We start from the raw sequence: 25,714 nt of genomic DNA on the forward strand, positions 1-25,714 counted from the left end.
TCCGCTTTGCGAGGTGCCATGCACGATCTGCGTACCCATTTGCTGCACGGCCAATGGTTCCGGCAGTTGCCCACCAAGGTTCAGGATAGCCTGCTGGCCCTGGCGCGAACCCGCGAGCTGGCGCCAGGGCAATGCCTGTTCCAGCGTGGCGATGCGCCGTGCGGGCTGTATGCGGTGCTCGACGGGGCGATGCGGGTGGGGGCGGTGAGCAGCGAGGGCAAGGAGGCGCTGTTGACCTTGGTCGAAGCGCCGTACTGGTTCGGCGAGATCAGCCTGTTCGATGGCCAGCCACGCACCCATGACGCCTTCGCGGAAGGGGCTACACGATTGCTGTGGCTGCCCCAGGCGCCTTTGCTCGAGTGGTTGGCCCGTGAACCGCAGCACTGGCGCGAGTTGGCGTTGCTGATGAGCCACAAGTTGCGCTGGGTATTCGTCGCCCTGGAGCAGCAGAGCCTGCTGGCCGCAGCGCCCCGGGTCGCCCACCGCCTGCTGCAGATCGCCGAGGGCTATGGCGAGCGCGATATCGCCCAGTGGCGCCTGCAACTGTCCCAGGAGCAGCTGGCGCTGATGCTGTCGCTGTCGCGCCAGACCATCAACCAGATCCTCAGGAACCTCGAACAGTCCGGCGTGCTACGCCTGGGCTATGGCGAGGTGGAGATTGTCGATGCGCCGCGGCTGCGGGCAATGGCTCAGCATCCAGGCTGACCAGGGTCTCGATCATCGCCCGCGCCGCCGGCGACAGGCGATAGCCGCTGCGGCTGACCACCCCGCAACGCACGCTCAGCACCTCCAGCCCCGGCGGCAGGTTGCGCCAGTGCAGGCGCACCAGGGTGCCGGCGGCCAGGTCCTCGGCCACCGCTTCTTCGCTGGCGCTGCCGACCGCGTCGCTGGCCAGCACCACGCTGCGCAGCACCGCCAGGTGCTCGGTTTGCAGGTGCGGGGTGAAGTCGTTGCGCCCGCTGAGGTTGGCCAGGCGCTTGCGTACCCCGGGGGCGAGCAGGGCGCAGGCCAAGGGGTAGGCGAACAGGTCGTTGGTCGACAGGCTGTCCTTGGCCAGCAGCGGGTGCCCGGGGCGGCAGAAGAACAGGCCGGGGCGTGGGTTGAGCGGTTCGGTGTGAAAGTTCGGGTCGGCCTCGAACGGGCGGATGTCATCGACGAAGAACTCGATCTGCTCGCGGCGCAGGGCCTGGCCCAGGCGCTCGGCGTTGTCCACCAGCAGTTGCGTGCGGATGCCGGGGTGGCGTTCGATGAACTGCTGCAAGGCCGCGGGCACCAGGCGCACCGCCAGGGCCGGGCCACTGCCGAAGTGCAGTTCGCCGGCGTCGAGCTTGGTCATCTGCGACACCTCGTTGTTCAACTGGGCGGCGCCTTGCACCAGGCGGCGGGCGTGTTGCAGCACCACCTGGCCTTCGGGGGTGGGGGGCAGGGCTTTGTTGCCACGGTCGACCAGGGTGCAGCCGAGGGTCTGCTCGAGGTTCTGGATGGCCCGGCTGAATGCCGGTTGGGTGATGCCCATGGCTTCGGCGGCGCGGACGAAACTGCGGTACTCGGTGAGGGCGATGAAATAGCGCAGTTGGCGGAGGTCCATGCTCGGGCTCTGGTGCGGGGATCAGGGCTCGGTTTTAGCTTTTGTTACATATAACGTCAAAGAATGTTATTTGATTTACTTATTCTTTTTTGTTGTTTGTTGCGGCGACTGACGCTATCGCGGGGCAAGCCCGCTCCCACGACCTGCAAAATCTTGCGTGGGAGCGGGCTTGCCCCGCGATGGGTTTCACAGCAGATTCAGCGGATAGCTCACGATCAACCGGTTCTCATCGAATGCATTGGTGCTGTAGTCCCTGCGCATGGTGGAGTTGCGCCATTTCACCGACAGATCCTTGAGCGCACCGGACTGCACCACATAAGCCAGCTCGGTCTCCCGCGCCCATTCCTTGCCGTCGTTCACCGCGCTGGTGTGCACGTTGTCACCCTTGATATAGCGGTTCATCAAGGTCAGCCCAGGGACACCGACGCTGACGAAATTGAAGTCGTGACGCACCTGCCAGGAGCGTTCCTTGGCGTTGTCGAAGCTTGAGTTGTAGCTGTCGTTGGCCAGGGTGCCGCCGCTGGTGCCGTTGACCCGCATCCAGGCGTCGTCGCCGCTGACCTTTTGCAGGCCGACGTAGAAGGTATGCCCCTTGTAGCGTGCCGAGAGCAGGGCCGAAGCGGTGCGGTTGTCCAGTTCGCCGGCGCGTTCGCTGCCATCTTCCTTGCCGATGAAGTAACCGAGGTTAGCGCCCAGGGTCCAGTCACCCAATGGCTGGCTGTGCACCAGGTTGAGGTACTGCTGGCGGTAGATGTCTTTGAGTTGCGCATCCCACAGCCCGATCATCGTGCGCTTGTCGTTGAAGGTGTATTCACCGCCAGCGAAGTTGAAGCGGTCGGAGGTAGCGGCGGCGCGGCCCTGCATGAACATGTCTTCCATGCTCGCGTCGTTGCGCGGGCTGTTGCCACGGAACTGGCCGCCATACAAGGTGAGGCCATCGATCTCTTTGGAGGTGAGCTGGCCGCCACGGAAGGTCTGGGGCAGCGAGCGGCCATCGTCGGAACGCAGGATCGGCAGCACCGGCATCCATTCGCCGACCTTCAGTTCGGTCTGCGACAGGCGCGCCTTGAACGCCACGCCCAGGCGGCCGAAGTCATCGGCCGGGCGGCCATCGTCGTGCACCGGCAACAGTTGGGTGCCGGCGGTGCCTTTGCCGCCGTCGAGCTTCTGCGAATACAGGCCCAGCACATCCAGGCCGAAACCGACGGTGCCCTGGGTGAAGCCGGAGCGGGCGTCGAGGATGAAGCTCTGGGTCCATTCCTCGGCCTTGCCCTGGGGGTTGGCCGGGTCGACGAAGTTGCGGTTGATGTAGAAGTTGCGCAGGTTGAGGCTGGCCTTGGCGTCCTCGAAAAAGCCGCTTTCGGCGGCCAGGGCGGGCAGGGCGCAGGACATGGCCAACAGGCCGGGCAGCAGCTGGCGTGCGGGGTGCAAAGTGCTCATCTGTCGTGGATCTCTTGTTTTTATTGGGCGAGCCGGGGCGCTGCGGGTGCGGGCCGCAGGGGACGGGCGTCTTTGTGAGAACTTGTGCAACGTTGCGTGGGCGATGGTGCGGGGGAGGGCGGGGGCGAGGCAATTCGCCGCAAGCGGAATGGGGCGATTATCGAACGTAATGTTCGGGCATCAGGCCTCATCGCCGGCAAGCCGGCTCCCACCCCGACCGCACCAAACTCAAGCCATGCGCTGCTCCTGTGGGAGCCGGCTTGCCGGCGAAAAGCCGGTAGCAACTCCCGGCAAACAAAAAGCCCACCGCGAGGGTGGGCTTGATGCTGTTGCCGGCGTGATCAGCCTTTTGGCGACTGTACCGACGCTTGCTGGTTGGTCTGCTCGTACCAGCCGCCACCGAGGGCCTTGTACAGGTTGACCTCGCTGACCAGCTGCGACAGACGATCGCCGATCAGCGACTGCTGGGCGCTGAACAGGTTGCGCTGGGCATCGAGGAAGGTCAGGTTGCTGTCGATGCCGATGCGGTAACGGCGCTCGGCCAGGCGGTAGTAATCCTGGTTGGCGGCCACCAGGTCACGTTGCGCCTGCAACTGCTCTTCGAACGTCTTGCGTGCGGCCAGGCCATCAGCGACTTCCTGGAAGGCGGTCTGGATGGTCTTTTCGTACTTGGCGACGTTGATGTCCTTCTGGATCTTCGAGTAGTCCAGGCTCGCCTTCAGGCTGCCGGCGTTGAAGATCGGCAGGTTGATCTGCGGCTGGAACAGCCAGGTGCCAGAGCCACCCTTGAACAGGCCGCCCATGTCCGGGCTCAGGGTCCCGGCGTTGGCGGTCAGGCTGATGCTCGGGAAGAACGCAGCGCGGGCGGCGCCGATGTTGGCGTTGGCGGCCTTGAGCAGGTGCTCGGCTTCCTGGATGTCCGGGCGGCGCTGAAGAATGTCGGACGGCAGGCCGGCCGGCACTTCGGCCAGCTGGTCGGCGTTGAGCTCCAGCGGCTGGGGCAGGTTGGCCGGCACGCCGGTACCCACCAGCACGGTCAGGCTGTTGAGGTCCTGGGCGACCAGGCGCTGGTACTGCGCGTACTTGACCCGGGCGCCTTCCACGGCGGTGCGTGCCTGGCTGACGTCGAGCGCCGACGCCACACCCACCTCGTTGCTGCGGCGGGTGAGGTTGTAGCTCTCTTCGTAGGTTTTCAGGGTTTCCTGGGTCAGCTTGAGCAGCGCCTGGTCGGCCTGCCAGGTGTAATAGGCGTTGGCCACGCTGGCCACCAGGCTGATCTGTGTGGAGCGGCGCGCCTGTTCGCTGGACAGGTAGGTTTCCAGGGCCTGCTGGCTCAGGCTGCGCACGCGGCCGAACAGGTCCAGCTCGTAGGCACTGACGCCGATCGTTGCCGAGTACTGGCTGGTGATGTCTGCCTCACCGGTTTGCGACACGTTCCCCGGTACCCGCTGACGGCTGCCGCTGCCATTGGCAGAAACAGCCGGGTACAGGTCGGCACGGGCGATGCGGTACTGGGCGCGGTAGGCATCGATGTTCAACGCCGCCACGCGCAGGTCGCGGTTGTTTTCCAGCGAGCTCTGGATCAGCTGCTGCAGCGCCGGGTCGTGGAAGAACTGGCGCCAGCCCTGTTCGGCAGCGGCGACGTTGGCGGTTTCGGTCGGCGAGTACGCAGGGCCTTGCGGCCACTGCGCGGCGACCGGCGCTTCCGGCGTCTGGTAGTCAGGGATCAGCGAGCAGCCGCCGAGAATGAAGGCGGTAACCGCCAGGGACAGCAAAGACTTGGTCATTGCCCAGCCTCATAACGTGGAGTTTCAGGGGTGGCGTCGGTTTTCGGCTCTTTACTGCCGAACAGCGACGACACTGCTACGAAGAACAGCGGTACCCAGAAGATGGCCAGCACGGTCGCACTGATCATGCCGCCGATCACCCCGGTGCCGATGGCATGCTGGCTGCCGGCGCCCGCGCCACTGGCGATGGTCAACGGTACCACGCCGAGGATGAACGCCAGGGAGGTCATGATGATAGGGCGCAGACGCATGCGGCACGCCTCGATGGCGGCGTCGTACAGGCTGCGGCCCTGCTCGTGCAGTTCCTTGGCGAATTCGACGATCAGGATCGCGTTCTTGGCCGCCAGGCCGATGGTCGTCAACAGGCCGACCAGGAAGTACACGTCGTTGGACAGCCCGCGCATGCTGGTGGCGATCAGCGCACCGATGATGCCCAGGGGAACCACCAGGACCACGGCGATCGGGATCGACCAGCTTTCGTACAGCGCTGCCAGGCAGAGGAACACGAACAGGACCGAGAGGGCGAACAGCGCCGGCATTTGCGAGCCGGAGAGTTTTTCCTCGTAGGACATGCCGGTCCAGGAGTAGCCGATACCGGCTGGCAGTTCGCCGGCGATGCGCTCGACTTCGGCCATGGCTTCACCGGTGGAGTAGCCCGGGGCCGGGGCACCGAGGATCTCGACCGCTTCAACGCCGTTGTAGCGCGACAGTTTCGGCGAGCCGTAGGCCCATTCGCCCTTGGCGAACGAGGAGAACGGCACCATCTCGCCGGCGCCATTGCGCACGTACCATTTCTGCAGGTCTTCCGGGCTCATCCGCGCGTTGGGCGCGCCCTGGATGTAGACCTTCTTGACCCGGCCACGGTCGATGAAGTCGTTGACGTAGTTGCCGCCGAGGGCGATCGACAGGGTGCTGTTGATGTCGGCGATGGTCACGCCCAGGGCGCTGGCACGTTCGTCATCAATGGTCAGCTGGTACTGCGGTTCGTCGTTCAGGCCGTTCGGGCGCACAGCGCTGAGGATCTTGCTCTGCGCGGCCTTGGCCAGGAACTGGTTGCGCGCTTCCATCAGCTTGGCGTGGCCGACACCGGCGCGGTCCTGCAGGAACACGTCGAAGCCGGTGGCGTTACCCAGCTCCAGCACCGCAGGCGGGGCGAAGGCGAACACCATCGCGTCACGGAAGCTGAAGAAGTGCTGCTGGGCGCGTTGCGACAGCTTGAACACACTGTTCTCGGCCGAACGTTCGCCCCACGGCTTGAGCATGATGAAGGCCATGCCCGAGCTCTGGCCGCGGCCGGCGAAGTTGAAGCCGTTCACGGTGAACACCGAGGCCACGGTGTCGGCTTCTTCCTTGAGCAGGTATTCGCGCATCTGGTCGACCACCACCTGGGTGCGCTCGGCACTGGAGCCGGCCGGGGTCTGCACCTGGGCGAACAGCACGCCCTGGTCTTCCTCGGGCAGGAACGCGGTGGGGATGCGGGCGAACAGCCAGATCATGCCGACCACGATCAGCGCGTAGGCCAGCAGGAACGGCACCTTGTTGCGCAGGATGGCACCGACGCTGCGCTCGTAGCCGACCACGCTGCGGTCGAAGTTGCGGTTGAACCAGCCGAAGAAACCGCGCTTGGCCACATGGTGCTCGCCCTTCTTCAGCGGCTTGAGCATGGTGGCGCACAGGGCCGGGGTGAAGATCAGCGCGACCAGTACCGACAGGCCCATGGCCGAGACGATGGTGATCGAGAACTGACGGTAGATCACACCGGTGGAGCCGCCGAAGAAGGCCATGGGCAGCAGTACCGCCGACAGCACCAGGGCAATACCCACCAGCGCGCCCTGGATCTGCTCCATCGAGCGCTTGGTCGCCTCCTTGGGCGGCAAGCCCTCCTCGGACATGACTCGCTCGACGTTCTCCACCACGACGATGGCATCGTCCACCAGCAAGCCGATGGCCAAGACCATGGCGAACATGGTCAGGGTGTTGATGCTGAAGCCGGCCGCCGCCAGGATGCCGAAGGTACCCAGCAACACCACGGGTACGGTCATGGTGGTGATGATGGTGGCGCGGAAGTTCTGCAGGAACAGGTACATCACCAGGAACACCAGGACCACGGCCTCGATCAGGGTGTGGATAACCCCGCTGATCGATTCGGTGACCACCGGGGTGGTGTCATACGGGAACACCGCCTTCACGCCAGGCGGGAAGAAGGGTTCCAGGTCGCTGATGGTCTTGCGCAGTGCCTTGGCGGTATCCAGGGCGTTGGCGCCGGTGGCCAGCTTCACGGCAAGGCCCGAGGCGGGCTTGCCGTTGAACTGGGCGCTGACGGCGTAGTTCTCGCCGCCCAGCCCGACTTGTGCGACGTCTCTCAGGCGTACCTGGGAGCCGTCGCTGTTGACCTTGAGCAGGATCTTTTCGAACTGCTCGGCGGTCTGCAGGCGGGTCTTGCCGATGATGGTGGCGTTGAGCTGGGTACCCGGCAGGGCCGGCAGGCCGCCGAGCTGGCCGGACGACACCTGCACGTTCTGCGCGGCAACCGCGGTGCGCACGTCGACCGGGGTCAGCTGGAACTTGTTGAGCTTGGCCGGATCGAGCCAGATACGCATGGCGTACTGTGCACCGAACACCTGGAAGTCACCCACGCCAGCGGTCCGCGAGATCGGGTCCTGCATGTTGGAGACAATGTAGTTGGCCAGGTCGTCCTTGGTCATGCCGCCGTCTTCGGACACCAGGCCGATCACCAGCAGGAAGTTCTTCACAGCCTTGGTGACGCGGATACCTTGCTGCTGCACTTCCTGCGGCAGCAGCGGGGTGGCCAGGTTGAGCTTGTTCTGCACCTGCACCTGCGCGGTGTCGGCGTTGGTGCCCTGCTCGAAGGTGGCAGTAATGGTCATGCTGCCGTCGGAGTTACTTTCCGACGACACATAACGCAGGTTGTCGATACCGTTGAGCTGCTGCTCGATCACCTGCACCACCGTGTCCTGCACCGTCTGCGCCGAGGCGCCCGGGTAGGTCACGGCGATGGCGATGGCCGGCGGCGCGATGCTCGGGTACTGGTTGATCGGCAGCTTCAGGATCGACAAGGCGCCGACCAGCATGATCACCAGGGCGATCACCCAGGCGAAGATCGGGCGATCGATAAAGAACTTCGACATGGTTTACTCCGCTTTGGCGTCTGCTTTCGCCGCGTTGGCCTGATCGGGGCCGGCCGGCTTCTTGACGTTGGTGGCTTCGCTGACCTTGACCTCGACGCCTGGGCGTACGTATTGCAGGCCTTCGGTAATCAGGCGGTCACCCGGGTTCAGGCCTTCCTCGATCAGCCAGTCGCTGCCCAGGGTACGGCTGGCCTTGAGCTGGCGCAGTTCGACCTTGTTTTCCTGGTTGACCACCAGTGCGGTCGGCGCGCCCTTGAGGTCGCGGGTCACGCCCTGTTGCGGGACCAGGATGGCGTTGGCATTGACCCCGGCCTTGAGGCGGGCGTGCACGAACATGCCCGGCAGCAGGGTGTGGTCGGGGTTGGGGAAGATCGCGCGCAGGGTCACGGAACCGGTGGTTTCGTCGACCGCGACCTCCGAGAACTCCAGGCGGCCTTGCTGTTTGAACAGGCTGCCGTCTTCGAGCACCAGCTGCACTTGCGCGGCGTTGTCACCGGCCTTCTGCAACTGGCCGCTTTCCAGGTCACGGCGCAGCTTGAGCAGCTCGGCGGTGGACTGGGTGACGTCGACGTAGACCGGGTCGAGTTGCTGGATGGTGGCCATGGCGTTGGTCTGGCCATTGCTCACCAGCGCGCCTTCGGTGACCGAGGAACGGCCGACGCGACCGCTGATCGGTGCCAGCACCTTGGTGTAGCGCAGGTCGATCTGGGCGCTCTTGAGCGCTGCCTCGGCCTGCAATCGTTTGGCATTGGCGTCGTCGTATTCCTGCTTGGAGACGGCCTGCTCGTCGATCAGCTGCTTGTAGCGTTCGGCCAGCGAGCGGGTAGCCTGCAGGTTGGCCTGGGCGTTGGCCAGGTTGGCCTCGTAGACGGCGGGGTCGATCTGGTAGAGCTGCTGCCCTTCCTTGACGTCGCTGCCTTCCTTGAACAGGCGCTTGAGGATGATGCCATTGACCTGCGGGCGGACTTCGGCGATGCGGTAGGCCGTGGTGCGCCCCGGCAGTTCCGAGGTCAGGGTGAAGGACTGGGGTTGAACGGTGACGACGCCGACCAGAGGAGCCTGCGGCGCAGGCGCGGCTTCTTCTTTCTTACAGCCACTGAGCAGGGTTGCCAGGGCCACGGCGGAAACCAGGGCGGTTACGGCTGGCTTGAATTGCATGAGGATCCTCGGGTCGCTGGAGCAAGGGAGCTCAAGAATAGTGGAAGTGTCTTGTCAGAAAAACGCTATCCGGTGGATTAATAGCTTGCTACCGAATATACTTACATTCATGCTTGTTTGTAAACACCGCCGGTGGATTGCATCCCCCCACCGCGAACCGCTCAATTACCCCGGGAACGGCCCCTGAAGAGGCGACCCCGGCCTGATTCCCGCCCGCCAGAAGTGCGTGCGGGGCCTGAAGAGGTTGTGTTGCCATGGTCCGTCGAACCAAAGAAGAAGCCCAGGAAACCCGCGCCCAGATCATCGAGGCGGCGGAAAAGGCCTTCTACAAGCGCGGGGTTGCGCGAACCACACTGGCCGATATCGCTGAGCTCGCGGGGGTGACCCGTGGCGCGATCTACTGGCATTTCAGCAACAAGGCCGATCTGGTCCAGGCGCTGCTCGACTGCCTGCACGAAACCCACGACCACCTGGCCCGGGCCAGTGAGAGCGAGGATGAACTCGACCCGCTGGGTTGCATGCGCAAATTGTTACTGCAAGTGTTCAACGAGCTGGTGCTTGACGCCCGAACCCGGCGTATCAATGAAATCCTGCATCACAAGTGCGAATTCACCGACGACATGTGTGAGATTCGCCAGCAACGCCAAAGCGCGGTACTCGACTGCCATGTAGGCATCGCCCTGACCCTGACCAATGCCGTGAGACGCGGGCAATTGCCTGCCGACCTCGATTGCGATCGTGCTGCCGTGGCGATGTTTGCCTACGTCGATGGCCTGATCGGGCGCTGGTTGCTGCTGCCGGACAGTTTCGACCTGCTGCGCGATGCCGAAAAGTGGGTGGACACCGGGCTGGATATGCTGCGCTTGAGCCCAAGCCTGCGCAAATGACACTTTGTGAAGGATTGTGAGGAAGTCTTTTTCCCATGGATTAAAGTGGGATTAACAGTGGGGCCGCGTTGCGGCCCTATCGCTGGCAAGCCAGCTCCCACAGGGTCGGTGCAATCTCTGTGGGAGCTGGCTTGCCAGCGATAGGGGTGCGAAGCGCCACCGGCGATCTTACCGCCCGCGCAACTGCCGATCCGGCAACGCCAGCGCCGCCAGCAATCCAAGCAGCGCAGCCCCTGCACTGGCCAGCAACAGATTCCTGAACGTTTCCAGCAACCGCGCCTGGGTCTCAGGATCCGCCTCGCCTGCCTTGAGGCTACCCAGCAGGGGATTGCCCAGCAGCTCGAAACCACCCTGTTGCAACAACGCCAGCAGCAGGCTGGACATGCACGCCACCCCCATGGCCCCACCCAGCGAACGGAACAGGTTGGTGGTGCTGGTGGCCACGCCGATGTCCTTCGCCTCCACTGCACTCTGGGTACCCACCAGCGAGGTGGGGAACTGCAACCCGCAGGCGATCCCGGTCAGCAGCATGAACAGCGCGCTGAGCCAACCCGATTGCGGTGGTGTCAGGGCCATGGCGGCGATGGCAACCGGCATCAGCAGCGCGCCGGTCAGGATCTGCGGCTTGAAGCGCCCGGTGCGGCTGGTCATGCGCCCACCGGTGAACGCGCCGATAGGCAGCCCCATGGCCAGTGGCAGCAGGTGCAGTGCGGCGCTGTCGGCGCCGGCCCCGGTGATGCCCTGGTAACGCAGGGGCATGAGCATGGTCAGCGATATCGACTGGAAGCTGGCGAAGAAGATCACGCACCAGCACAGCACCGCGACCCGGTTGCCGAACAGGCTCATCGGCAGCAGTGGCTCACGGCAACGCCGCTCGTGGGTGACGAACACCAGCAGCCCGAGCAGCGCGCAGCCCAGCAGTAACAGTACCGGTGTCGACTGCCAGGCATGCCCCTGGCCGACCAGGGTGATGCCCAGCAGCAGGCAGCCCAGGCCAATGATCATCAATACCGCGCCCAGGTAGTCCACCTGTACCTCGCGGCGCTTCACCGACAACCCGTCGAGGGCACGGTGGATCGCCCACAGCGCTACCAGCCCCAGCGGCAGGTTGATCCAGAACACCCAGCGCCACGACAGGTACTCGGTCAGCCACCCGCCCAGCACCGGCCCGGCGACACTGGCCAGGGCGTACATGCTGCTGAAATAGCCTTGGTAGCGGCCGCGTTCGCGCGGCGGCACGAAGTCGCCGATGATCGCCTGGCTCACCGACACCATGCCGCCTGCGCCGATGCCCTGCAGCACCCGCGCCAGCACCAGCTGCGGCATGTCCTGGGCCAGGCCGCAGGCGATCGAGGCGAGGGTGAACAGCGCGGTGCCGGTGAGGATCATGCGCCGCCGGCCATACAGGTCGCCGAGCTTGCCGTAGATCGGCACGGCGATGGTCATGGCCACCATGTAGCCGGAGATGACCCAGGCCAGCAGGCCGACATCGTTGAACTGGGCGGAAATCGCCGGCAGCGACACGGCGACGATGGTCTGGTCGAGGGCGCCGAGGAAGATCGCCAGCATCAGGGCGGTCAGTACGCTGCGCAGAACGGTAGGGGGCAGGGCGGCGGTCACGGTGGCTACCTGGTGGTGATCAGCTCATTCGGAGTGGCCAGATTGTAACCTGAGTTGAGTAGCTTCCTATGTACTCTGTGCATCCCCTATGCAAGATCGGCATTGGCGCATTCATCCAGTGCTGCATGGCTGCGTGATATCGTGCAAAGGCCGCAGAGGCTGAAATCCGGGGCCTGCACCAGCATGGTGCAGCGTTTTGCCGCAGGGTTTCGCGTTGCTGTATTTCCACACCTTTTATTCCTCTGCCTGCATGACGAGCATGACCGCACCGATGGCGACGGTTGGATCAGTCAGGTAGACCCGATACAGGGGTCGGTTGTCAGCCGTTCAACATTTCTTATTACAAGCGGAGTGATCATGCCCAAGGCTTCCCACCACGATCTGCGTTTTGCCTTCCGCGAACTGCTCGCTTCAGGTTCGTGCTATCACACCGCTTCGGTCTTCGACCCCATGTCTGCGCGCATCGCCGCCGACCTTGGCTTTGAAGTCGGCATTCTCGGCGGTTCGGTTGCCTCGTTGCAGGTACTGGCTGCGCCGGACTTTGCCCTGATCACCCTCAGCGAGTTCGTCGAGCAAGCCACCCGTATCGGCCGCGTTGCCCAACTGCCGGTACTCGCCGATGCCGACCATGGCTACGGCAATGCCCTCAACGTCATGCGCACGGTGATCGAACTGGAGCGTGCCGGGGTTGCCGCCCTGACCATCGAGGATACCTTGCTGCCGGCTCAGTTCGGCCGCAAGTCCACTGACCTGATCCCGGTGGAAGAGGGCGTCGGCAAGATCCGCGCTGCCCTGGAGGCCCGCGTCGACTCGGCCATGGCGATCATCGCCCGGACCAACGCCGGGGTGCTGAGCACCGAAGAAATCATCGTGCGCACCCAGAGCTACCAGAAGGCCGGCGCCGATGGCATCTGCATGGTGGGGGTCAAGGACTTCGAGCAATTGGAGCAGATCGCCGAGCACCTGAACGTGCCGTTGATGTTGGTCACCTACGGCAACCCGAACCTGCGTGACGACGAGCGCCTGGCGCGCCTGGGCGTGCGTATCGTGGTCGACGGCCACGCCGCCTACTTCGCCGCGATCAAGGCCACCTACGACTGCCTGCGCCTGCAGCGTGGCCAGCAGCACAAGTCGGACAGCCTCACCGCCACCGAGCTCTCGCACACCTACACCCAGCCGGAGGACTACATCCGTTGGGCCAAGGAATACATGAGCGTCGAGGAGTGACCGGCGCGCGGCGCCGTCGCTTTATCTGACGGCACTCAAGGTTGCGGTGTGGGGCACGCAGTGTTCCTGCGCGCAACTGGCTGCGGTGTTGGGTTGGCTGCGCAGCAGCTCCACCCGCCAACAGGCCGAACCGTAGAGCCCTACGACGGCGGCCAAGGCGAAGACCAGCGCGCAACGCCTGGACTTGATACTCATGGTGCTTACCTCCTGTTGTTGTAACAGGTGATAACGGTAAGCATAGGCCCGGCTTGGATATCTGCACTGGCATCATTGCCGGTGGGACCGCGTGCTGGCGGGGTGAACCGTTCACGATTTGCAGCGCCTATGAGATCGAGCGCCGCCCGCGCGGCGCTTCGCGGGTAAACCCGCTCCCACAGTTTGTTTCGGGCCAGTCTCTCCTGTGCCATTGCCTGGTCCGCCTTGTTTGCTCGGCACAATTTCAGCGTGGGCGCCTAGGCTGCCTCACAGGGCTCAAGACATACACCAAAGCGGGCAGCGGTACTTTCACAGGACTCATTGGCCCAAAACAAACTGTGGGAGCGGGTTTACCCGCGAAGCGCCGCGCGGGCGGCGCTCGATCTGATAGACGCTGCAAGGCTATCGCCCCACACCTGGCACCCACCCACCCCTAAAGCCCCAACCCCCGATCCCACTCCGGCTCATCCCCAAACCGCTCCACCAGAAAATCCAGCATGCTGCGCAAGGTCGCCGGCATGTGCTTGCGCGACGTGTACACCGCGTTCAGGTTCAGCTCCCGTGGCCGTGCCTCGGGCAACAGGCGCACCAGTTCGCCGCTGCGCAGCGCACTGGCCGCCTGGTAGGTGGGCAGCATGGCGATACCGGCGCTGGCCAGCGCAGCCTTCTGCAGGGTCATGGCCTCGTTGGCGCTGATATTGCCCTGTACCGGCACGGCGACACTCTGCCCGCCCACCTCGAAATGCCACAGGCTATGGCCGAAATAGGCATGGGTCAGACAGTTGTGCCCGCTCAGATCCTCCACCCGCGCAGGTGTTCCGTGTTCGCGCAGGTACGCGGGGCTGGCGCAGACCACCGAGCGACACACGCTCAGGCGCCGGGCGATCAGGTTGGGGTCGACGTCGTTGCTGGTGCGGATCGCCAGGTCGATGCGTTCGTCCACCAGGTTGACGGTGCGATCGAGCATCTGCAGCTCCACCTTCACCCCGGGGTAGCGCTTGACGTAGGCCGCCAGCGCATCCACCAGCTGAGCCTGGCCGAACGAGGTGCTGACGCTGATGCGCAGCTCGCCGCGGGGGGCATCATCGGGCTGGCGCACGGCGTGTTGCAGGTCGCCGGCCAGTTCCAGCAATTGCCGGCAGCGCGGCAATGTCTCCTGCCCGGCGGCGGTCAGGCTGAGCTTGCGCGTGGTGCGCTGCATCAGCCGGGCGCCGACCCAGTCCTCCAGCTCCGCCAGGTAGCGCGACACCACTGGCCGGGAAAGCTCCAGGTGATCCGCCGCCGCAGACTGGCTGCCCAGGTCGACGACGGTGACGAATACGCGCATGGCGTTCAGACGGTCCATGATTTGCCCGATTTCAGAAATGAACTATGTCGCAGCATCGCATTTTTTGTATTGAATCGGGCAACTAAGCTGTGCTCCATCGACTCACTCATCAGGAAGCAACGATGTCACTGTTCACGCCCCTGCGCGGCCTGCTGCTGGCCTGCGTCACCCTCGCTGGCCAGGCCATGGCTGGCGAACCGCTCAAGCTCGATGTCTACAACCCTGGCCACGACGCCATCTTCCCAGTCAGTTCGGTGATCGTCAGTGGCGAACACGACGCGATCCTGGTCGATGCGCAATTCGGCAAGAGCCAGGCCGAGCAGGTGGTCGAGCGCCTGCGCAAGAGCGGCAAGCAGCTGACCACCATCTATATCAGCCACGGCGACCCGGACTACTACTTCGGCCTGGACACGCTCACCCAGGCGTTCCCCAAGGCCCGAGTGGTCGCGTCGGCCGCCACGGTTGCCCATATCCGCAAAACCATGGATGCCAAGCTCGCCTACTGGGGCCCGCAAATGGGCGCCGACAAACCGGCCAAGCTGGTCGTGCCACAAGTGCTCGACGGCAATCAGCTGAAGCTTGAAGGCCAGGCACTGGAAGTCGTTGGCCTGGACGGCCCGCAGCCGGACCGCAGCTTCGTCTGGATCCCGTCGATCAAGGCCGTGGTGGGGGGTGTGGTGGTGTCCGAGCACATCCATGTGTGGATGGCCGACACCCAGACCGCGCAATCCCACGCCGACTGGCTGGGGACCCTGGCCAGGATCGAGCAACTGGCGCCGCGTACCGTGGTCCCCGGGCACTACCTGGGCGACAGCAGCCGTTCGCTGGAGGCCGTGCGCTTCACCGCCAACTACATTCGTGACTTCGATACCGAAACCGCCAAGGCCGGCAACGCCGACGCACTGATCGCGGCGATGAAAAAGCGCTACCCGAACCTGGCCGACGAAAGCTCCCTGGAACTAGGGGCCAAGGTCGCCAAGGGCGAGATGAAGTGGTAATCCCATTCAACCTGTTGGAGTGTTTCCCATGAGCAAGATCGCAATCATCGGCGCCACCGGGCGTGCCGGCAGCCAACTGCTAGAAGAAGCCCTGCGCCGTGGCCACAGCGTGGTCGCCATCGCCCGTGATCCATCGAAGCTGCAAGGCCGGGAAGGCGTCACCGTCAAGGCGTTGGACGCCAAGGACAGCGCTGCCCTGCAGGCGGCGATCAGCGGCTGCGACGCGGTGCTGAGCGCCGCGCATTTCTCCACCCTTGAACCCCAGGCCGTCATCGAGCCGGTCAAGCGCGCCGGCGTGAAGCGCTTGCTGGTGGTGGGCGGTGCCGGTAGCCTGCTGCTGCCGTCCGGGCAGCGGGTGATCGACAGCCCGGATTTCCCCGAGGCCTACAAGGCTGAGGCCAATGGCGGCGTGCGCTTCCTCGATGCCTTGCGCCAGGAATCGGCACTGGACTGGACCTTCCTGTCGCCGTCGGCGGAGTTCGTCGAGGGGGAGCGCAGCGGGCACTACAAACTGGGCAAGGATCACCTGTTGATCGGTGCCGAGGGCAAGAGCTGGATCACCTTTGCCGACTATGCGATCGCGATGATCGATGAGCTGGAGAAGCCGGCGCACTCGAAGACGCGGTTCACCGTCGGTTACTGAGTCGCCTGTATTGGCCCTATCGCCGGCAAGCCGGCTCCCACAGGTACAGTGCCGGCCTTGAGAGGCACACGATCCATGTGGGAGCCGGCTTGCCGGCGATGAGGTCAGAGCAAGCAGCACAAGGCTCATGTTCCTACTCGTGGCAGCGGGGGCGCAACGCGCCCCTGGTGTTCTAGTGCCTGGCACGCTCCTGCAGCCACTCCATCAATTCGACCAACCCCGCCGCCATGGTCTTCGACGGGCTCACCAGGTAATACCCTTTCCCGGTCGTCACCTTCAGCCCGAACGGCATGCACAGCCGCCCGCTGCGCAGGTCATCGCCGATCAGCGCCCAATCGCCGATGGCGATCCCCGTGCCCTGCGAAGCCATGGCCATCGCCATGTCCAGGGTCTCGAAGTGCTGCTTCGGCCCTTGCGGCTCGAACCCGGCTCCCGCCGCCTGCAACCACAACCGCCAGTCATGTTCGTCCCGCGAGGGGTGCAGCAGCATGTGCCGCGACAGGTCCTGCAACTGCTGCAACGGCAATGGCCCGTTCAGCAGCGAGGGCGCGCAGACCGGCGTGAGTTGTTCATCGAACAGTTTGCGCACCTGCAGCCCATGGTTCGGCACGGCGCCATACACCACGGCGGCATCGAAACCTTCATGGCGGAAGTCCACCCCGTGCTGCACCGTGGTGGTCAGCTCCACCGGCACGTCCGGGCGCAAGGCCTGCCACTCCATCAGGCGTGGCAACAGCCAGCGCATCACGCAGGTTGGCGCCTTGAGCTGCAACGTGCTGCTGCGCCCGCCCACCTCGCGCACGCCTTGCTCGACCAGGGCGAAGATCTGTTGCACCCGCGGCAGCCAGTCCTGCCCTTCGCGGGTCAGTGCCAGGCCACGCGCCTGGCGCTGGAACAACGGGTAGCCCAGGTGCTCCTCGAGCCCGGCGACCTGCCTGCTGACCGCACCCTGGGTGATGTGCAGTTGCTGCGCGGCGCGGGTGAAGTTGCAGTGCTGGGCGGTAACCAGGAAGGTATGCAGGGCGGGCAGGGGCGGTAGCCGTTTCATCGTGGTAAGCCATGATGTGAAGTCATGGCTAGTATGTGTTTTTTTGCATTGTGGCGGTAGCCGCAGATTGGTTCCATGAACACCGATTTCAACAAGATTCGGGTATTCGATCATGGCAACCTGCGGCGAAGTGTTGGTCAAACTCCTCGAAGATTATGGCGTTGACCATGTCTTCGGTATTCCCGGTGTGCATACCGTGGAGCTGTACCGTGGCCTGGCGGCGTCATCTATCCGCCACATCACCCCGCGCCACGAGCAAGGCGCCGGGTTCATGGCCGACGGCTACTCGCGCACACGCGGCAAACCGGGGGTGTGCTTCATCATCACCGGCCCAGGCATGACCAATATCACCACCGCCATGGGCCAGGCCTATGCCGACTCGATCCCGATGCTGGTGATCTCCAGCGTGCAGTCGCGCAGCCAGCTCGGCGGTGGGCGCGGCAAGTTGCATGAGCTGCCCAACCAGTCCGCCCTGGTCGCCGGCGTGGCAGCCTTCTCGCAAACGCTGATGAGCGCCGATGACCTGCCCCAGGTGTTGGCCCGGGCCTTTGCCGTGTTCGATGGCGCGCGGCCACGCCCGGTGCATATCGAGATTCCGTTGGACGTGCTGGTCGAGCCTGCCGATCACCTGCTGGCGGCACGCCCCGTGCGCACCAGCCGCGCGGGCGCTGCGCCGCAGGCGGTGCGGCAGATGGCCGAGCGCCTGGCCAAGGCGCGTCGGCCACTGATTCTCGCCGGCGGTGGTGCGTTGGCCGCCGGCGCGGCGCTGGCCCGTCTGGCCGAGCACTTGCAGGCGCCAGTGGCGCTGACCATCAATGCCAAGGGGCTGCTGCCGGCGAACCACCCATTGCAGATCGGTTCGACCCAGACGCTGCCGGCTACCCGCGCGCTGGTCGCCGAGGCCGATGTGGTGCTGGCCATCGGCACCGAGCTGGCTGAGACCGATTACGACGTGACCTTCAAGGGCGGCTTTGAGATCCCCGGCAGCCTGCTGCGCATCGATATCGACCCGGACCAGACCGTGCGTAACTACCTGCCCGAGCTGGCGCTGGTGGCCGATGCCGAGCAGGCCGCCGAGGCGCTGCTCGCTGCCCTGCAAGCGCAACCGCAGCCACCCCGCGACAGCGAGTGGGGCGCCGCGCGTGCCGCGCGTCTGCGCCAGGACAATGCGGCGACCTGGGACCCAGTGACACTGAGCCAGACGCGCCTGCTGACCGGCATCCTGGAAACCTTGCCCAATGCCATCCTGGTCGGTGATTCGACCCAGCCGGTGTACACCGGCAACCTGACCCTGGACATGGCTCAGCCACGCCGCTGGTTCAATGCGTCGACCGGCTACGGCACCCTCGGCTATGCCTTGCCTGCCGCCATGGGCGCCTGGCTGGGCAGTGCCGAAGTGCCCGCTCGGCGAGCACCGGCGGTGTGCCTGATCGGTGACGGCGGCCTGCAGTTCACCCTGCCGGAACTGGCCAGCGCGGTGGAAGCGCAGGTGCCGCTGATCGTGCTGCTGTGGAACAACCAGGGGTATGAGGAAATCAAGAAGTACATGGTCAACCGGGATATCGAGCCCGTGGGCGTGGATATCCACACCCCTGACTTCGTCGGTGTGGCGCGGGCGTTGGGGGCTGAGGCAGAGAACGTGGGTGATGTCGCGCAGCTGCAGGCGGCGCTGGGTCGGGCGGTGGAGCGCCGGGGGCCGACGCTGATCCAGGTGGATCAGGCGCAGTGGCAGGCTGCAGTGGTGGGATAAGCCGTTGAGAGCCATCGCGGGGCAAGCCCGCTCCCACGATTCGGAAAGCACCAGATCGTGGGAGCGGGCTTGCCCCGCGATGGATTCACTCAGCCAGCGCTGGCACGCAACCGCGCCACATCTCTGATCGGCGGCGCGCCATACAGCCGGCTGTATTCACGGCTGAACTGCGACGGGCTCTCATACCCCACCCGATACCCCGCCACCGCCGCTTCCAGCCCGTCATTGAGCATCAGCCGCCGCGCCTCTTGCAGGCGCAACTGCTTCTGGTACTGCAACGGGCTCATCGAAGTCACCGCCTTGAAGCGGTGGTGCAGGGTCGAGGTGCAGAGGTTCACTTCGCGCGCCAGGTCTTCGATGCGCAGCGGTTGCTGGTAATGCTGGTTGAGCCAGCTGATTGCCTGGCACACCCGGTGGGTCTGGCTGTTGGACAGGGCGATCTCGTACAGGCGGTGGCCCTGCGGCCCGCGCAGCAGGCGGTAGAGAATCTCGCGGCGGATCAGCGGCGCGAGGATCGGGATATCGCGCGGCGTATCCAGCAGGCGGATCAGGCGCAGCAGGGCATCCAGCAGCTGCGGGTCGCTTTTTTCGACGAACAGGCCGCGGCCGGAAGGCAGGTTGGGCACCACCATCGGGCTGCTTTCGGCGATCAGCTGGCTGATCTGCGCCGGGTCGATGTCCAGCCGCAGGCCGAGGGCCGGGTGTTCCGGGCTGGCCTTGAGCAGCGCGCCGCTGATCGGCAGGGTCACCGACACCACCATGTAGTTCAGTGGGTCGTAGGCATAGTGCTCATCGCCCAGGATCAGGGTCTTGCTGCCCTGGGCCAGGACGCACAGGGCCGGCTGGGCCAGGGCGGGCATGCCGCGAATATCCTCGCGGTAGCAGGTGAGGTAGAGGTCATCGATGGGCGAGGCCGGGCCATAGGGTTCACCGGCATGGCGCAGGATCAGCCCGGCCAGCTCCTGGCGCTGCTGTTCCAGGGAGGGTTCAAGGGGCGGGGGAGTGGTCATGGCGGGTTTCCTCTGCTGACCGACGCAGCATAGGTTTGGGCAATGCCGGGCGCTAGTCGGATGCTGCAGATCGATTGCCTGATCCTGCAGCGCTGCAGGATCAGGCAATCGGCCGGCAGTAATGGCCTAACGTCGCGCGAGGGGTGGCCCCTAACCTTGGCAGCCTGTTTCTCGCCCCTGGCTTCAAGGAGATCGTTCATGACCCTTCAGCAACCGGTCACTCATTTGGCGTTCATCCGCGCCAGCAACGGTCGTTCCGCGGAACTCGGCGTACGCCTGCGCGACTTGCTCGAGCCTACGCGGCGCGCGCCGGGTTGCCTGGCGTTCAGTGTGCAACGCTCGCAAGTCGATGCCGACCTGTGGCTGCTCAGCGGCAGCTGGTGCGACCAGCAGGCGATGAGTGGCTATTTCGCTTCGCCGACGCTGAACGTGTTCGGTGAGCTGGTGCAGGCGCAAGTGGTCAGCAGCCTGGACCTGCATACCTTTGCCTGATCTTGCGGCCCTGTCGCCGGTAAGGCCGCATGTGGGAGCCGGCTTGCCGGCGATGGGGCCGGAACAGGCAACCCTGTCAGGTGTACAATGCCGCCCCTCGATCACACAGGCGCAGAGCAGCATGGCACGTAAAGAATTCCCTCACTTCGAAGCGGTTTCGGCGATGGTCCCGGTGGAAGGCGGCGGCTACAACGCGGCGATTGCCGTGAAGGCCCTGAACATGGGCGGTGCGCCGCGCTTCCACAAGGTCCTCGAGGGCCAGGTGTTCACCTCCGCCATCGCCGCCGACGCGGCGGCCTGCGCCGAACTCGAACGCCTGCAGGGCGTGGGTGAGGAAGGCGAGCTGATCTTCTGATCAGACCTGCGGGCGGCTCATCTTGAACAGCTCGCCCAATGCGAAGTAATCCGCCGGGCCGCCGCCACGCAGGATCGGTTCGGCGGCAGCGGTGTCGTAGATGCCATCCTTGAGCAGGTGTTCGGCAATGTGCACGGCCACCACTTCGCCAAGAATCAGCCAACTGGGCACCATTTCCTGGTCGGCCCGCTTGAGCTGGACGATCTGGCTCACCTTGCATTCGAAACTCACCGGGCTCTCGCCCACCCGTGGCACCTTGACCACCTTCGAGGCAGCTGGCGTAAGGCGGCTGAGGACGAACTCGTCGACCTCCGCCGCCACGGCGGCGCAGCTCTGGTTCATTTGATCGGCCAATGGCCGGGTGGCCAGGTTCCAGACGAACTCGCCGGTCTGCTCGATGTTGTTCAGGCTGTCTTTGCGCCCGACGCTGCAGAAACCGATGATCGGCGGGATGTAGTTGAAGGCGTTGAAGAAACTGTAGGGCGCCAGGTTAAGGCGGCCTTCGCGGTCGTGGCTGGAGATCCAGCCGATGGGCCGGGGGCCGACGATGGCGTTGAACGGGTCGTGGGGCAGGCCGTGGCCTTTGGCGGGTTCGTAGTAGTACATCTGCGCTAGGCCGCGAGGCCCTTCCTGGTTGGGAACGAGGCGCCTAGTGTGCCAAGGCTTTGCCTGGCTGGAAATGATCAAGCCCGGCCGAAGCCGGGCTGGTTGCACGCTGTCAGCGATCAGCTGAAGCGGTGGGCGTTGGTGCGGTCGAAGCCGTTTTCGGCGAAGCGTTGGCCGTTGGTGCGGTCGAAGCCGTCTTCGGCGAAGCGTTGGCCGTTGGTGCGGTCGAAGCCGTCTTCGGCGAAGCGTTGGCCGTTGGTGCGGTCGAAGCCGTCTTCGGCGAAGCGTTGGCCATTGGTGCGGTCAAAGCCGTCTTCAGCGAAGCGTTGGCCACCGGTGCGATCAGAACCATCTTCTGCGTAGCTGTTCGACTGGCTCTGGACGGCGGCGAAGATGTGGGCACTGGTACGGTCGAAACCGTCTTCGGCGAAAGCGCCAGTGGTCAGAACCGAGAGGGTCAGGGCGAGGATCAGTTTGTTTTTCATGGTCGTTGCTCCGGTGGATCAGTGGGTTGTTTGTTTCTATGGGTTCAATGCTACGCCGATTAAATTGATTAAAAAGCGCAAAAAATAACGCTAAATAATCGATTAAGCCGATTGTTATGGGCGTGGCTGCCCCTCGCCGAAAGCAGTACCTGGCCTTGTCAGGCCATGGGAGCGATGCGGCTTTTTCAGTTGGCCAAGCATGGCGGGTGGGAATTAATGCCGAATTAACAGCTCACGAGCGTTCGTCGTACGCGACCAACGCTTTTTTCATACAACTCCAACCGTTTTTTCAGACAGCGCTCTTCACCATCGCCGCACTTAAAAACTGGAGCGGCACAACGATGAACAAACTCCCGCAAATCACCCTGGCCTTCTGGGTCATGAAGATCTGCGCTACCACACTCGGCGAGACGGCGGGCGACCTGCTGTCCATGACCCTGAACATTGGTTATGCGATGAGCTCGCTGTTGCTGATCAGCGTGTTTCTGCTGACCCTGGTTACCCAGCTCTACTCGCGCCGCTACAACCCGATGCTCTATTGGCTGGTGATCCTCTCCACCAGCACTGCCGGCACCACCATGTCCGACTTCATGGACCGCACCCTGGGGCTGGGTTATGCAACAGGCTCGGCGCTGCTGATCGGCATCCTGCTGCTGACCTTCGCGGTGTGGCGTCTGAGCGGCAACCCGCTGGATGTCACCCGTATCAAGAACCGCAGCGGCGAGCTGTTCTACTGGGTGGCGATCCTGTTCTCCAACACCCTCGGCACGGCGCTGGGCGACTACCTGGCCGACGATTCGGGCCTGGGCTTCGCCGGCGGTGCGCTGCTGATCGGCTCGGCAATCGCCGTGGTGGCGGCTGCCCGCTACTGGACCAAGATCTCCGGCGTGGTGCTGTTCTGGATCGCCTTCGTGCTCACTCGCCCATTCGGTGCGACCCTGGGCGACGTGCTGACCAAGACCCACGAGAAGGGCGGCCTGGACTTCGGTACCGTGGGTTCGTCGATGGTGCTGGGCGGGGTGCTGCTGGTACTGGTGCTGGCGGCCACCTACTACCAGCGTCGTGAGCCGTTGCCGGTGCTGGAGCGCTCCTGAGCCTGGGCTGCCTGACTCAGATGCCTTGCGTTTTGACGGTGTAGCGGGTGCTGCGTCCTCCACCCGGCAGGCGAGTCAGGCAGCCATTGTCCAGCAGATCGGCCAGATGGCGTGTGGCGGTGGCCTTGGAAACCTTGGCCACTGCCTGGTACTGGCTGGCGCTGATGCCTTCTTCGAAACCGCTGGGACCGCCATCGAGCAGACGGTTGAGTACTTTGATCTGCTCCGGCGACAGGCCGTCGCCCCGGTGCGCCTGCCAGAAGCGTGCCTTGATCAGTACCCGGTCGATGCGCAGCAGTGCCTGTTCCAGGCTTCGCAGCAGCGTGACGAGAAACCAGTGCAGCCATTCGGTAATGTCCAGGCTGCCTTTCTGGCAGCGTTCCAGCACGGCGTAGTAGCCAGCACGATCGTCCAGGATGCTGGCAGACATGGCGTAGAAACGAATGGCTTGCTGTTCGCCTTGCGCCAAGGCCAGGTCGGTCAGTGCCCGAGTAAGGCGGCCGTTGCCGTCGGCGAATGGGTGCAGGGTAACGAACCAGAAATGGGCTATGCCTGCTCGCAGCAGCGGATCGAGCTGGTGTTCATTGCGGCTGGTTTCGAACCAGTCGAGAAATGCCTGCAACTGAACTTCCAGGCCCGCGCGAGGCGGCGCTTGGAAATGTACCCTGGGTTTGTCGATGCGCCCGGATATCACCTGCATGGGGGCCTCATCGCGCAGTACGCCCACGGGCAGGGCAGTGGTGAGCCCACCAGTGTTATCGGGGAACAACCACCGGTGCCAGGTGAACAGCCGCTGCGGGTCGAGCGGGCGGTCGTAACCTGCGGTGGCGTCGAGCATCAGCTCGGCCAGGCCTTCGCTGCGGGCGCTGGTCGGCCCGGGCTCATCAATGCCCAGGCGCCGCGCCAGGGAAGAACGTACAGACTCGACATTGAGATGTTCACCTTCGATGGCCGATGAAGTGACGATGTTCTGCAGCAAGGTATCGAGGATGTCGCTGCTGGCTTCCATTGCAGTGACGGCACCGGCTCTGCCCAACAGTTGCCCCTGCGTTTCGACGCAGTGGCGCAGCAGTGTCGTGAGCTGTTGATTGTCCCAGCGAAAGGCTGGCCAGTCCGGCTGCTGCCAGATCCAGAGAGGCGTTGTGGTGTCCATGAGCCGAATAATAGCGTTATTCGGCTCATTTGGTGAGCCGAATAACGCTGCTATTCGGCTCACAGCCAATAAAAAGGGGCGCCCCGTCAGCCGGAGCGCCCCTTGTTCATTGCCGTGCAGCCAATCAGTCGGTGGTGATCCGCGAATGCTGCTTGGTGTCTTTCATGGTTGCGTATACCAGCAGCGAGCAGGCGATGCAGCCGGTGACGTACCAGTAGAAGCCGGTTTCCATGCCGTTGCTCTTGAACCACAGGGCCACGTACTCGGCAGTACCGCCGAAGATCGATACGGTCAGCGCGTACGGCAGGCCAACGCCCAGGGCGCGGATTTCGGTGGGGAACAGCTCGGCTTTGACCACGGCGTTGATCGAGGTGTAGCCGCTGACGATGATCAGCGCAGCCATGATCAGGAAGAACGCGCCCCACCAGGTCTGCACGGTGTGCAGGGTGCTGAGGATCGGTACGGTGAACAGGGTGCCGAGCACGCCGAAGGCGATCAGGATCGGGCGACGGCCGATCTTGTCGGACAGCCCGCCGATGATCGGCTGCAGGCACATGAACAGGAACAGCGTGGCCGCCGAGATGGTGGTCGAGTCGCTGATGCTCATGCCCACGGTGTTGACCAGGTACTTCTGCATGTAGGTGGTGTAGGTGTAGAAGGCCAGGGTGCCGCCCATGGTCAGGCCGACCACGGTCATCAGCTCTTTGGGGTGGCGCATCAGGGTGCGCATCAGGCTCTCTTTGGACTTCTCTTTCTTGGTGAAGGAGGCGGTTTCTTCCATGCCACGGCGCAGGTACAGGGCAACCACCGCGCACAGCGCGCCGATCACGAAGGGTACACGCCAGCCCCAGGCATACAGCTGCTCGGTGGTGAGGGTCTGCTGCAGGATGATCAGCACCGCCAGGGCGATGAGCTGGCCGGAAATCAGGGTCACGTATTGGAAGCTGGAGAAGAAGCCACGGCGTTCCTTGCTGGCCATCTCGCTCAGGTAGGTGGCCGAGGTGCCGTACTCACCGCCCACCGACAGGCCTTGCATCAGGCGCGCGACCACCAGCAGGACCGGTGCGGCAACGCCGATGGTCTCGTAGCCAGGGGTGAGGGCAATGACCAGGGAGCCGGCGCACATCAGCAGCACCGAGGCCATCAGCGCGGCCTTGCGGCCTTTGCGGTCGGCGTAGAGGCCCATCAGCCAGCCACCGATCGGGCGCATCAGGAAGCCCACGGCGAAGATCGCAGCGGTATTGAGCAGTTGTGCGGTGGTGTCGCCGGCGGGGAAGAACGCTTTGGCGAAGTAGAGCGAGAACGCGGCGTAGACGTACCAGTCGTACCATTCGACCATGTTGCCGATGGAGCCACTGAAGATCGATTTGAGGCGGCTGGCGGTGGTTTTTTCCGCGGCGGGCGCGGCGGCGGCCCCGCTGGGCAGGGTGCTGGCGTTATCCATCAGGGATACCTTCTCGTTGTTTTTGTGGAGCGCGCTCGGGGCGCAGCTTGGGAAGGGTTTTGCAGGAGCTGTGCCAAATGGGGGCGGGGTGATCCATTTGGGGGCATCGCGGGGCAAGCCCGCTCCTACGCAGGCCATGTATCACCTGCGTTATAGCGATCACTGTGGGAGCGGGCTTGCCCCGCGATAGGGCCGCAACAAACTTATGGAATGAGCGGTTTTTCGCTCATCGGCGCGAAATGGTAGGCGGAAATCCGC

The 25,714-nt window shown here is 64.3% G+C and carries 23 protein-coding genes; 9 read left to right on the forward strand and 14 right to left on the reverse strand.

Going from position 1 to position 25,714, the window contains the following annotated elements; all coding sequences use genetic code 11:
- Positions 1–18: 18 nt before the first annotated feature.
- Complete coding sequence (locus EJA05_RS05355; protein WP_125857570.1) at positions 19–705, forward strand: Crp/Fnr family transcriptional regulator; 687 nt, start codon at positions 19–21, stop codon at positions 703–705.
- Here the strand turns inward: EJA05_RS05355 and EJA05_RS05360 are convergent.
- The 5 genes from EJA05_RS05360 to ttgA form a co-directional block, all read right to left on the reverse strand.
- Positions 605–1,588 carry a LysR family transcriptional regulator gene (locus tag EJA05_RS05360; protein ID WP_125857571.1) on the reverse strand — a complete coding sequence of 328 codons (984 nt, stop codon included), beginning with the start codon at positions 1,586–1,588 and terminating at the stop codon, positions 605–607. The genes EJA05_RS05355 and EJA05_RS05360 overlap by 101 nt on opposite strands.
- 186 nt (positions 1,589–1,774) lie before the next feature.
- The gene (locus EJA05_RS05365) at positions 1,775–3,028 is read right to left on the reverse strand and encodes an OprD family porin (RefSeq protein WP_125857572.1); all 1,254 of its coding nucleotides are present in this window, start codon (positions 3,026–3,028) and stop codon (positions 1,775–1,777) included.
- 341 nt (positions 3,029–3,369) lie between these two features.
- Positions 3,370–4,815 (reverse strand): AdeC/AdeK/OprM family multidrug efflux complex outer membrane factor, encoded by a 1,446-nt coding sequence (locus EJA05_RS05370; protein ID WP_125857573.1) that lies wholly within the window; start codon positions 4,813–4,815, stop codon positions 3,370–3,372.
- On the reverse strand, positions 4,812–7,964 hold the full coding sequence (gene ttgB / locus EJA05_RS05375) for a multidrug efflux RND transporter permease subunit TtgB (protein WP_125857574.1): 3,153 nt from the start codon (positions 7,962–7,964) through the stop codon (positions 4,812–4,814). The genes EJA05_RS05370 and ttgB overlap by 4 nt, the downstream gene beginning before the upstream one ends.
- A gap of 3 nt (positions 7,965–7,967) precedes the next feature.
- A complete protein-coding gene (gene ttgA / locus EJA05_RS05380; protein WP_125857575.1) occupies positions 7,968–9,122 on the reverse strand; it encodes a toluene efflux RND transporter periplasmic adaptor subunit TtgA in 1,155 nt (384 codons plus the stop codon).
- Between the two features lie 254 nt (positions 9,123–9,376).
- Here ttgA and EJA05_RS05385 point away from each other — a divergent pair, with 254 nt between their 5' ends.
- Positions 9,377–10,009: a TetR family transcriptional regulator gene (locus EJA05_RS05385; protein WP_125462774.1), complete on the forward strand. Its 633-nt coding sequence runs from the start codon at positions 9,377–9,379 to the stop codon at positions 10,007–10,009.
- Between the two features lie 168 nt (positions 10,010–10,177).
- Here EJA05_RS05385 and EJA05_RS05390 read toward each other — a convergent pair whose 3' ends face one another.
- On the reverse strand, positions 10,178–11,629 hold the full coding sequence (locus tag EJA05_RS05390) for an MDR family MFS transporter (protein WP_125857576.1): 1,452 nt from the start codon (positions 11,627–11,629) through the stop codon (positions 10,178–10,180).
- Positions 11,630–11,986: 357 nt separating this feature from the next.
- Between EJA05_RS05390 and EJA05_RS05395 the strand changes: the two genes are divergently transcribed.
- Complete coding sequence (locus EJA05_RS05395) at positions 11,987–12,856, forward strand: isocitrate lyase/PEP mutase family protein (RefSeq protein ID WP_125462776.1); 870 nt, start codon at positions 11,987–11,989, stop codon at positions 12,854–12,856.
- A gap of 21 nt (positions 12,857–12,877) precedes the next feature.
- Here EJA05_RS05395 and EJA05_RS28140 read toward each other — a convergent pair whose 3' ends face one another.
- Together EJA05_RS28140 and EJA05_RS05400 are read right to left on the reverse strand one after the other, a co-directional pair.
- The gene (locus EJA05_RS28140; protein ID WP_189654521.1) at positions 12,878–13,051 is read right to left on the reverse strand and encodes a hypothetical protein; all 174 of its coding nucleotides are present in this window, start codon (positions 13,049–13,051) and stop codon (positions 12,878–12,880) included.
- A 433-nt stretch (positions 13,052–13,484) separates the two neighbouring features.
- Positions 13,485–14,396, reverse strand: a complete 912-nt coding sequence (locus tag EJA05_RS05400; protein ID WP_125857577.1) for a LysR family transcriptional regulator — start codon at positions 14,394–14,396, stop codon at positions 13,485–13,487.
- Between the two features lie 104 nt (positions 14,397–14,500).
- Between EJA05_RS05400 and EJA05_RS05405 the strand changes: the two genes are divergently transcribed.
- Together EJA05_RS05405 and EJA05_RS05410 are read left to right on the forward strand one after the other, a co-directional pair.
- The gene (locus EJA05_RS05405; RefSeq protein ID WP_125857578.1) at positions 14,501–15,376 is read left to right on the forward strand and encodes an MBL fold metallo-hydrolase; all 876 of its coding nucleotides are present in this window, start codon (positions 14,501–14,503) and stop codon (positions 15,374–15,376) included.
- A gap of 28 nt (positions 15,377–15,404) precedes the next feature.
- Positions 15,405–16,019 (forward strand): NAD(P)-dependent oxidoreductase, encoded by a 615-nt coding sequence (locus EJA05_RS05410; RefSeq protein ID WP_125857579.1) that lies wholly within the window; start codon positions 15,405–15,407, stop codon positions 16,017–16,019.
- A 172-nt stretch (positions 16,020–16,191) separates the two neighbouring features.
- On the opposite strand, the gene EJA05_RS05415 is transcribed toward EJA05_RS05410, so the two are convergent.
- A complete protein-coding gene (locus EJA05_RS05415) occupies positions 16,192–17,067 on the reverse strand; it encodes a LysR substrate-binding domain-containing protein (RefSeq protein WP_125857580.1) in 876 nt (291 codons plus the stop codon).
- 112 nt (positions 17,068–17,179) lie between these two features.
- Between EJA05_RS05415 and EJA05_RS05420 the strand changes: the two genes are divergently transcribed.
- A complete protein-coding gene (locus tag EJA05_RS05420; protein WP_125857581.1) occupies positions 17,180–18,817 on the forward strand; it encodes a 5-guanidino-2-oxopentanoate decarboxylase in 1,638 nt (545 codons plus the stop codon).
- A gap of 89 nt (positions 18,818–18,906) precedes the next feature.
- Here the strand turns inward: EJA05_RS05420 and EJA05_RS05425 are convergent, their stop codons facing one another.
- Entirely contained in the window at positions 18,907–19,827 is a 921-nt protein-coding gene (locus EJA05_RS05425; protein ID WP_125857582.1) for an AraC family transcriptional regulator, read from the reverse strand.
- A gap of 198 nt (positions 19,828–20,025) precedes the next feature.
- Here EJA05_RS05425 and EJA05_RS05430 point away from each other — a divergent pair, with 198 nt between their 5' ends.
- Together EJA05_RS05430 and EJA05_RS05435 are read left to right on the forward strand one after the other, a co-directional pair.
- On the forward strand, positions 20,026–20,319 hold the full coding sequence (locus EJA05_RS05430) for an antibiotic biosynthesis monooxygenase family protein (protein ID WP_110993751.1): 294 nt from the start codon (positions 20,026–20,028) through the stop codon (positions 20,317–20,319).
- Between the two features lie 121 nt (positions 20,320–20,440).
- Positions 20,441–20,674: a hypothetical protein gene (locus EJA05_RS05435; protein ID WP_110993798.1), complete on the forward strand. Its 234-nt coding sequence runs from the start codon at positions 20,441–20,443 to the stop codon at positions 20,672–20,674.
- On the opposite strand, the gene EJA05_RS05440 is transcribed toward EJA05_RS05435, so the two are convergent.
- Both EJA05_RS05440 and EJA05_RS05445 read right to left on the reverse strand, forming a co-directional pair.
- Positions 20,675–21,280, reverse strand: coding sequence for a flavin reductase family protein (locus tag EJA05_RS05440; RefSeq protein WP_125857583.1), 606 nt, complete (start codon positions 21,278–21,280; stop codon positions 20,675–20,677).
- Between the two features lie 119 nt (positions 21,281–21,399).
- A complete protein-coding gene (locus EJA05_RS05445; RefSeq protein ID WP_125857584.1) occupies positions 21,400–21,765 on the reverse strand; it encodes a heme utilization protein in 366 nt (121 codons plus the stop codon).
- A 341-nt stretch (positions 21,766–22,106) separates the two neighbouring features.
- Between EJA05_RS05445 and EJA05_RS05450 the strand changes: the two genes are divergently transcribed.
- A complete protein-coding gene (locus EJA05_RS05450; RefSeq protein ID WP_125857585.1) occupies positions 22,107–22,859 on the forward strand; it encodes a COG4705 family protein in 753 nt (250 codons plus the stop codon).
- Between the two features lie 16 nt (positions 22,860–22,875).
- On the opposite strand, the gene EJA05_RS05455 is transcribed toward EJA05_RS05450, so the two are convergent.
- On the reverse strand, positions 22,876–24,012 hold the full coding sequence (locus EJA05_RS05455) for a Fic family protein (RefSeq protein ID WP_125857586.1): 1,137 nt from the start codon (positions 24,010–24,012) through the stop codon (positions 22,876–22,878).
- 124 nt (positions 24,013–24,136) lie between these two features.
- Positions 24,137–25,456 carry an MFS transporter gene (locus tag EJA05_RS05460; protein ID WP_110993756.1) on the reverse strand — a complete coding sequence of 440 codons (1,320 nt, stop codon included), beginning with the start codon at positions 25,454–25,456 and terminating at the stop codon, positions 24,137–24,139.
- Positions 25,457–25,714: the final 258 nt, after the last annotated feature.

The sequence above is a fragment of the Pseudomonas oryziphila genome, assembly GCF_003940825.1.
In the GTDB taxonomy this organism is placed as follows: Bacteria; Pseudomonadota; Gammaproteobacteria; order Pseudomonadales; family Pseudomonadaceae; genus Aquipseudomonas; species Aquipseudomonas sichuanensis.

Bases quoted from the DNA above. Each gene is read 5' to 3' on its own strand.
- EJA05_RS05355 (WP_125857570.1), top strand. From the start codon at position 19: ATGCACGATCTGCGTACCCATTTGCTGCACGGCCAATGGTTCCGGCAG.
- EJA05_RS05360 (WP_125857571.1), bottom strand. From the start codon at position 1,588: ATGGACCTCCGCCAACTGCGCTATTTCATCGCCCTCACCGAGTACCGC.
- EJA05_RS05365 (WP_125857572.1), bottom strand. From the start codon at position 3,028: ATGAGCACTTTGCACCCCGCACGCCAGCTGCTGCCCGGCCTGTTGGCC.
- EJA05_RS05370 (WP_125857573.1), bottom strand. From the start codon at position 4,815: ATGACCAAGTCTTTGCTGTCCCTGGCGGTTACCGCCTTCATTCTCGGC.
- ttgB (WP_125857574.1), bottom strand. From the start codon at position 7,964: ATGTCGAAGTTCTTTATCGATCGCCCGATCTTCGCCTGGGTGATCGCC.
- ttgA (WP_125857575.1), bottom strand. From the start codon at position 9,122: ATGCAATTCAAGCCAGCCGTAACCGCCCTGGTTTCCGCCGTGGCCCTG.
- EJA05_RS05385 (WP_125462774.1), top strand. From the start codon at position 9,377: ATGGTCCGTCGAACCAAAGAAGAAGCCCAGGAAACCCGCGCCCAGATC.
- EJA05_RS05395 (WP_125462776.1), top strand. From the start codon at position 11,987: ATGCCCAAGGCTTCCCACCACGATCTGCGTTTTGCCTTCCGCGAACTG.
- EJA05_RS28140 (WP_189654521.1), bottom strand. From the start codon at position 13,051: ATGAGTATCAAGTCCAGGCGTTGCGCGCTGGTCTTCGCCTTGGCCGCC.
- EJA05_RS05400 (WP_125857577.1), bottom strand. From the start codon at position 14,396: ATGGACCGTCTGAACGCCATGCGCGTATTCGTCACCGTCGTCGACCTG.
- EJA05_RS05405 (WP_125857578.1), top strand. From the start codon at position 14,501: ATGTCACTGTTCACGCCCCTGCGCGGCCTGCTGCTGGCCTGCGTCACC.
- EJA05_RS05410 (WP_125857579.1), top strand. From the start codon at position 15,405: ATGAGCAAGATCGCAATCATCGGCGCCACCGGGCGTGCCGGCAGCCAA.
- EJA05_RS05415 (WP_125857580.1), bottom strand. From the start codon at position 17,067: ATGAAACGGCTACCGCCCCTGCCCGCCCTGCATACCTTCCTGGTTACC.
- EJA05_RS05420 (WP_125857581.1), top strand. From the start codon at position 17,180: ATGGCAACCTGCGGCGAAGTGTTGGTCAAACTCCTCGAAGATTATGGC.
- EJA05_RS05425 (WP_125857582.1), bottom strand. From the start codon at position 19,827: ATGACCACTCCCCCGCCCCTTGAACCCTCCCTGGAACAGCAGCGCCAG.
- EJA05_RS05430 (WP_110993751.1), top strand. From the start codon at position 20,026: ATGACCCTTCAGCAACCGGTCACTCATTTGGCGTTCATCCGCGCCAGC.
- EJA05_RS05435 (WP_110993798.1), top strand. From the start codon at position 20,441: ATGGCACGTAAAGAATTCCCTCACTTCGAAGCGGTTTCGGCGATGGTC.
- EJA05_RS05440 (WP_125857583.1), bottom strand. From the start codon at position 21,280: ATGTACTACTACGAACCCGCCAAAGGCCACGGCCTGCCCCACGACCCG.
- EJA05_RS05445 (WP_125857584.1), bottom strand. From the start codon at position 21,765: ATGAAAAACAAACTGATCCTCGCCCTGACCCTCTCGGTTCTGACCACT.
- EJA05_RS05450 (WP_125857585.1), top strand. From the start codon at position 22,107: ATGAACAAACTCCCGCAAATCACCCTGGCCTTCTGGGTCATGAAGATC.
- EJA05_RS05455 (WP_125857586.1), bottom strand. From the start codon at position 24,012: ATGGACACCACAACGCCTCTCTGGATCTGGCAGCAGCCGGACTGGCCA.
- EJA05_RS05460 (WP_110993756.1), bottom strand. From the start codon at position 25,456: ATGGATAACGCCAGCACCCTGCCCAGCGGGGCCGCCGCCGCGCCCGCC.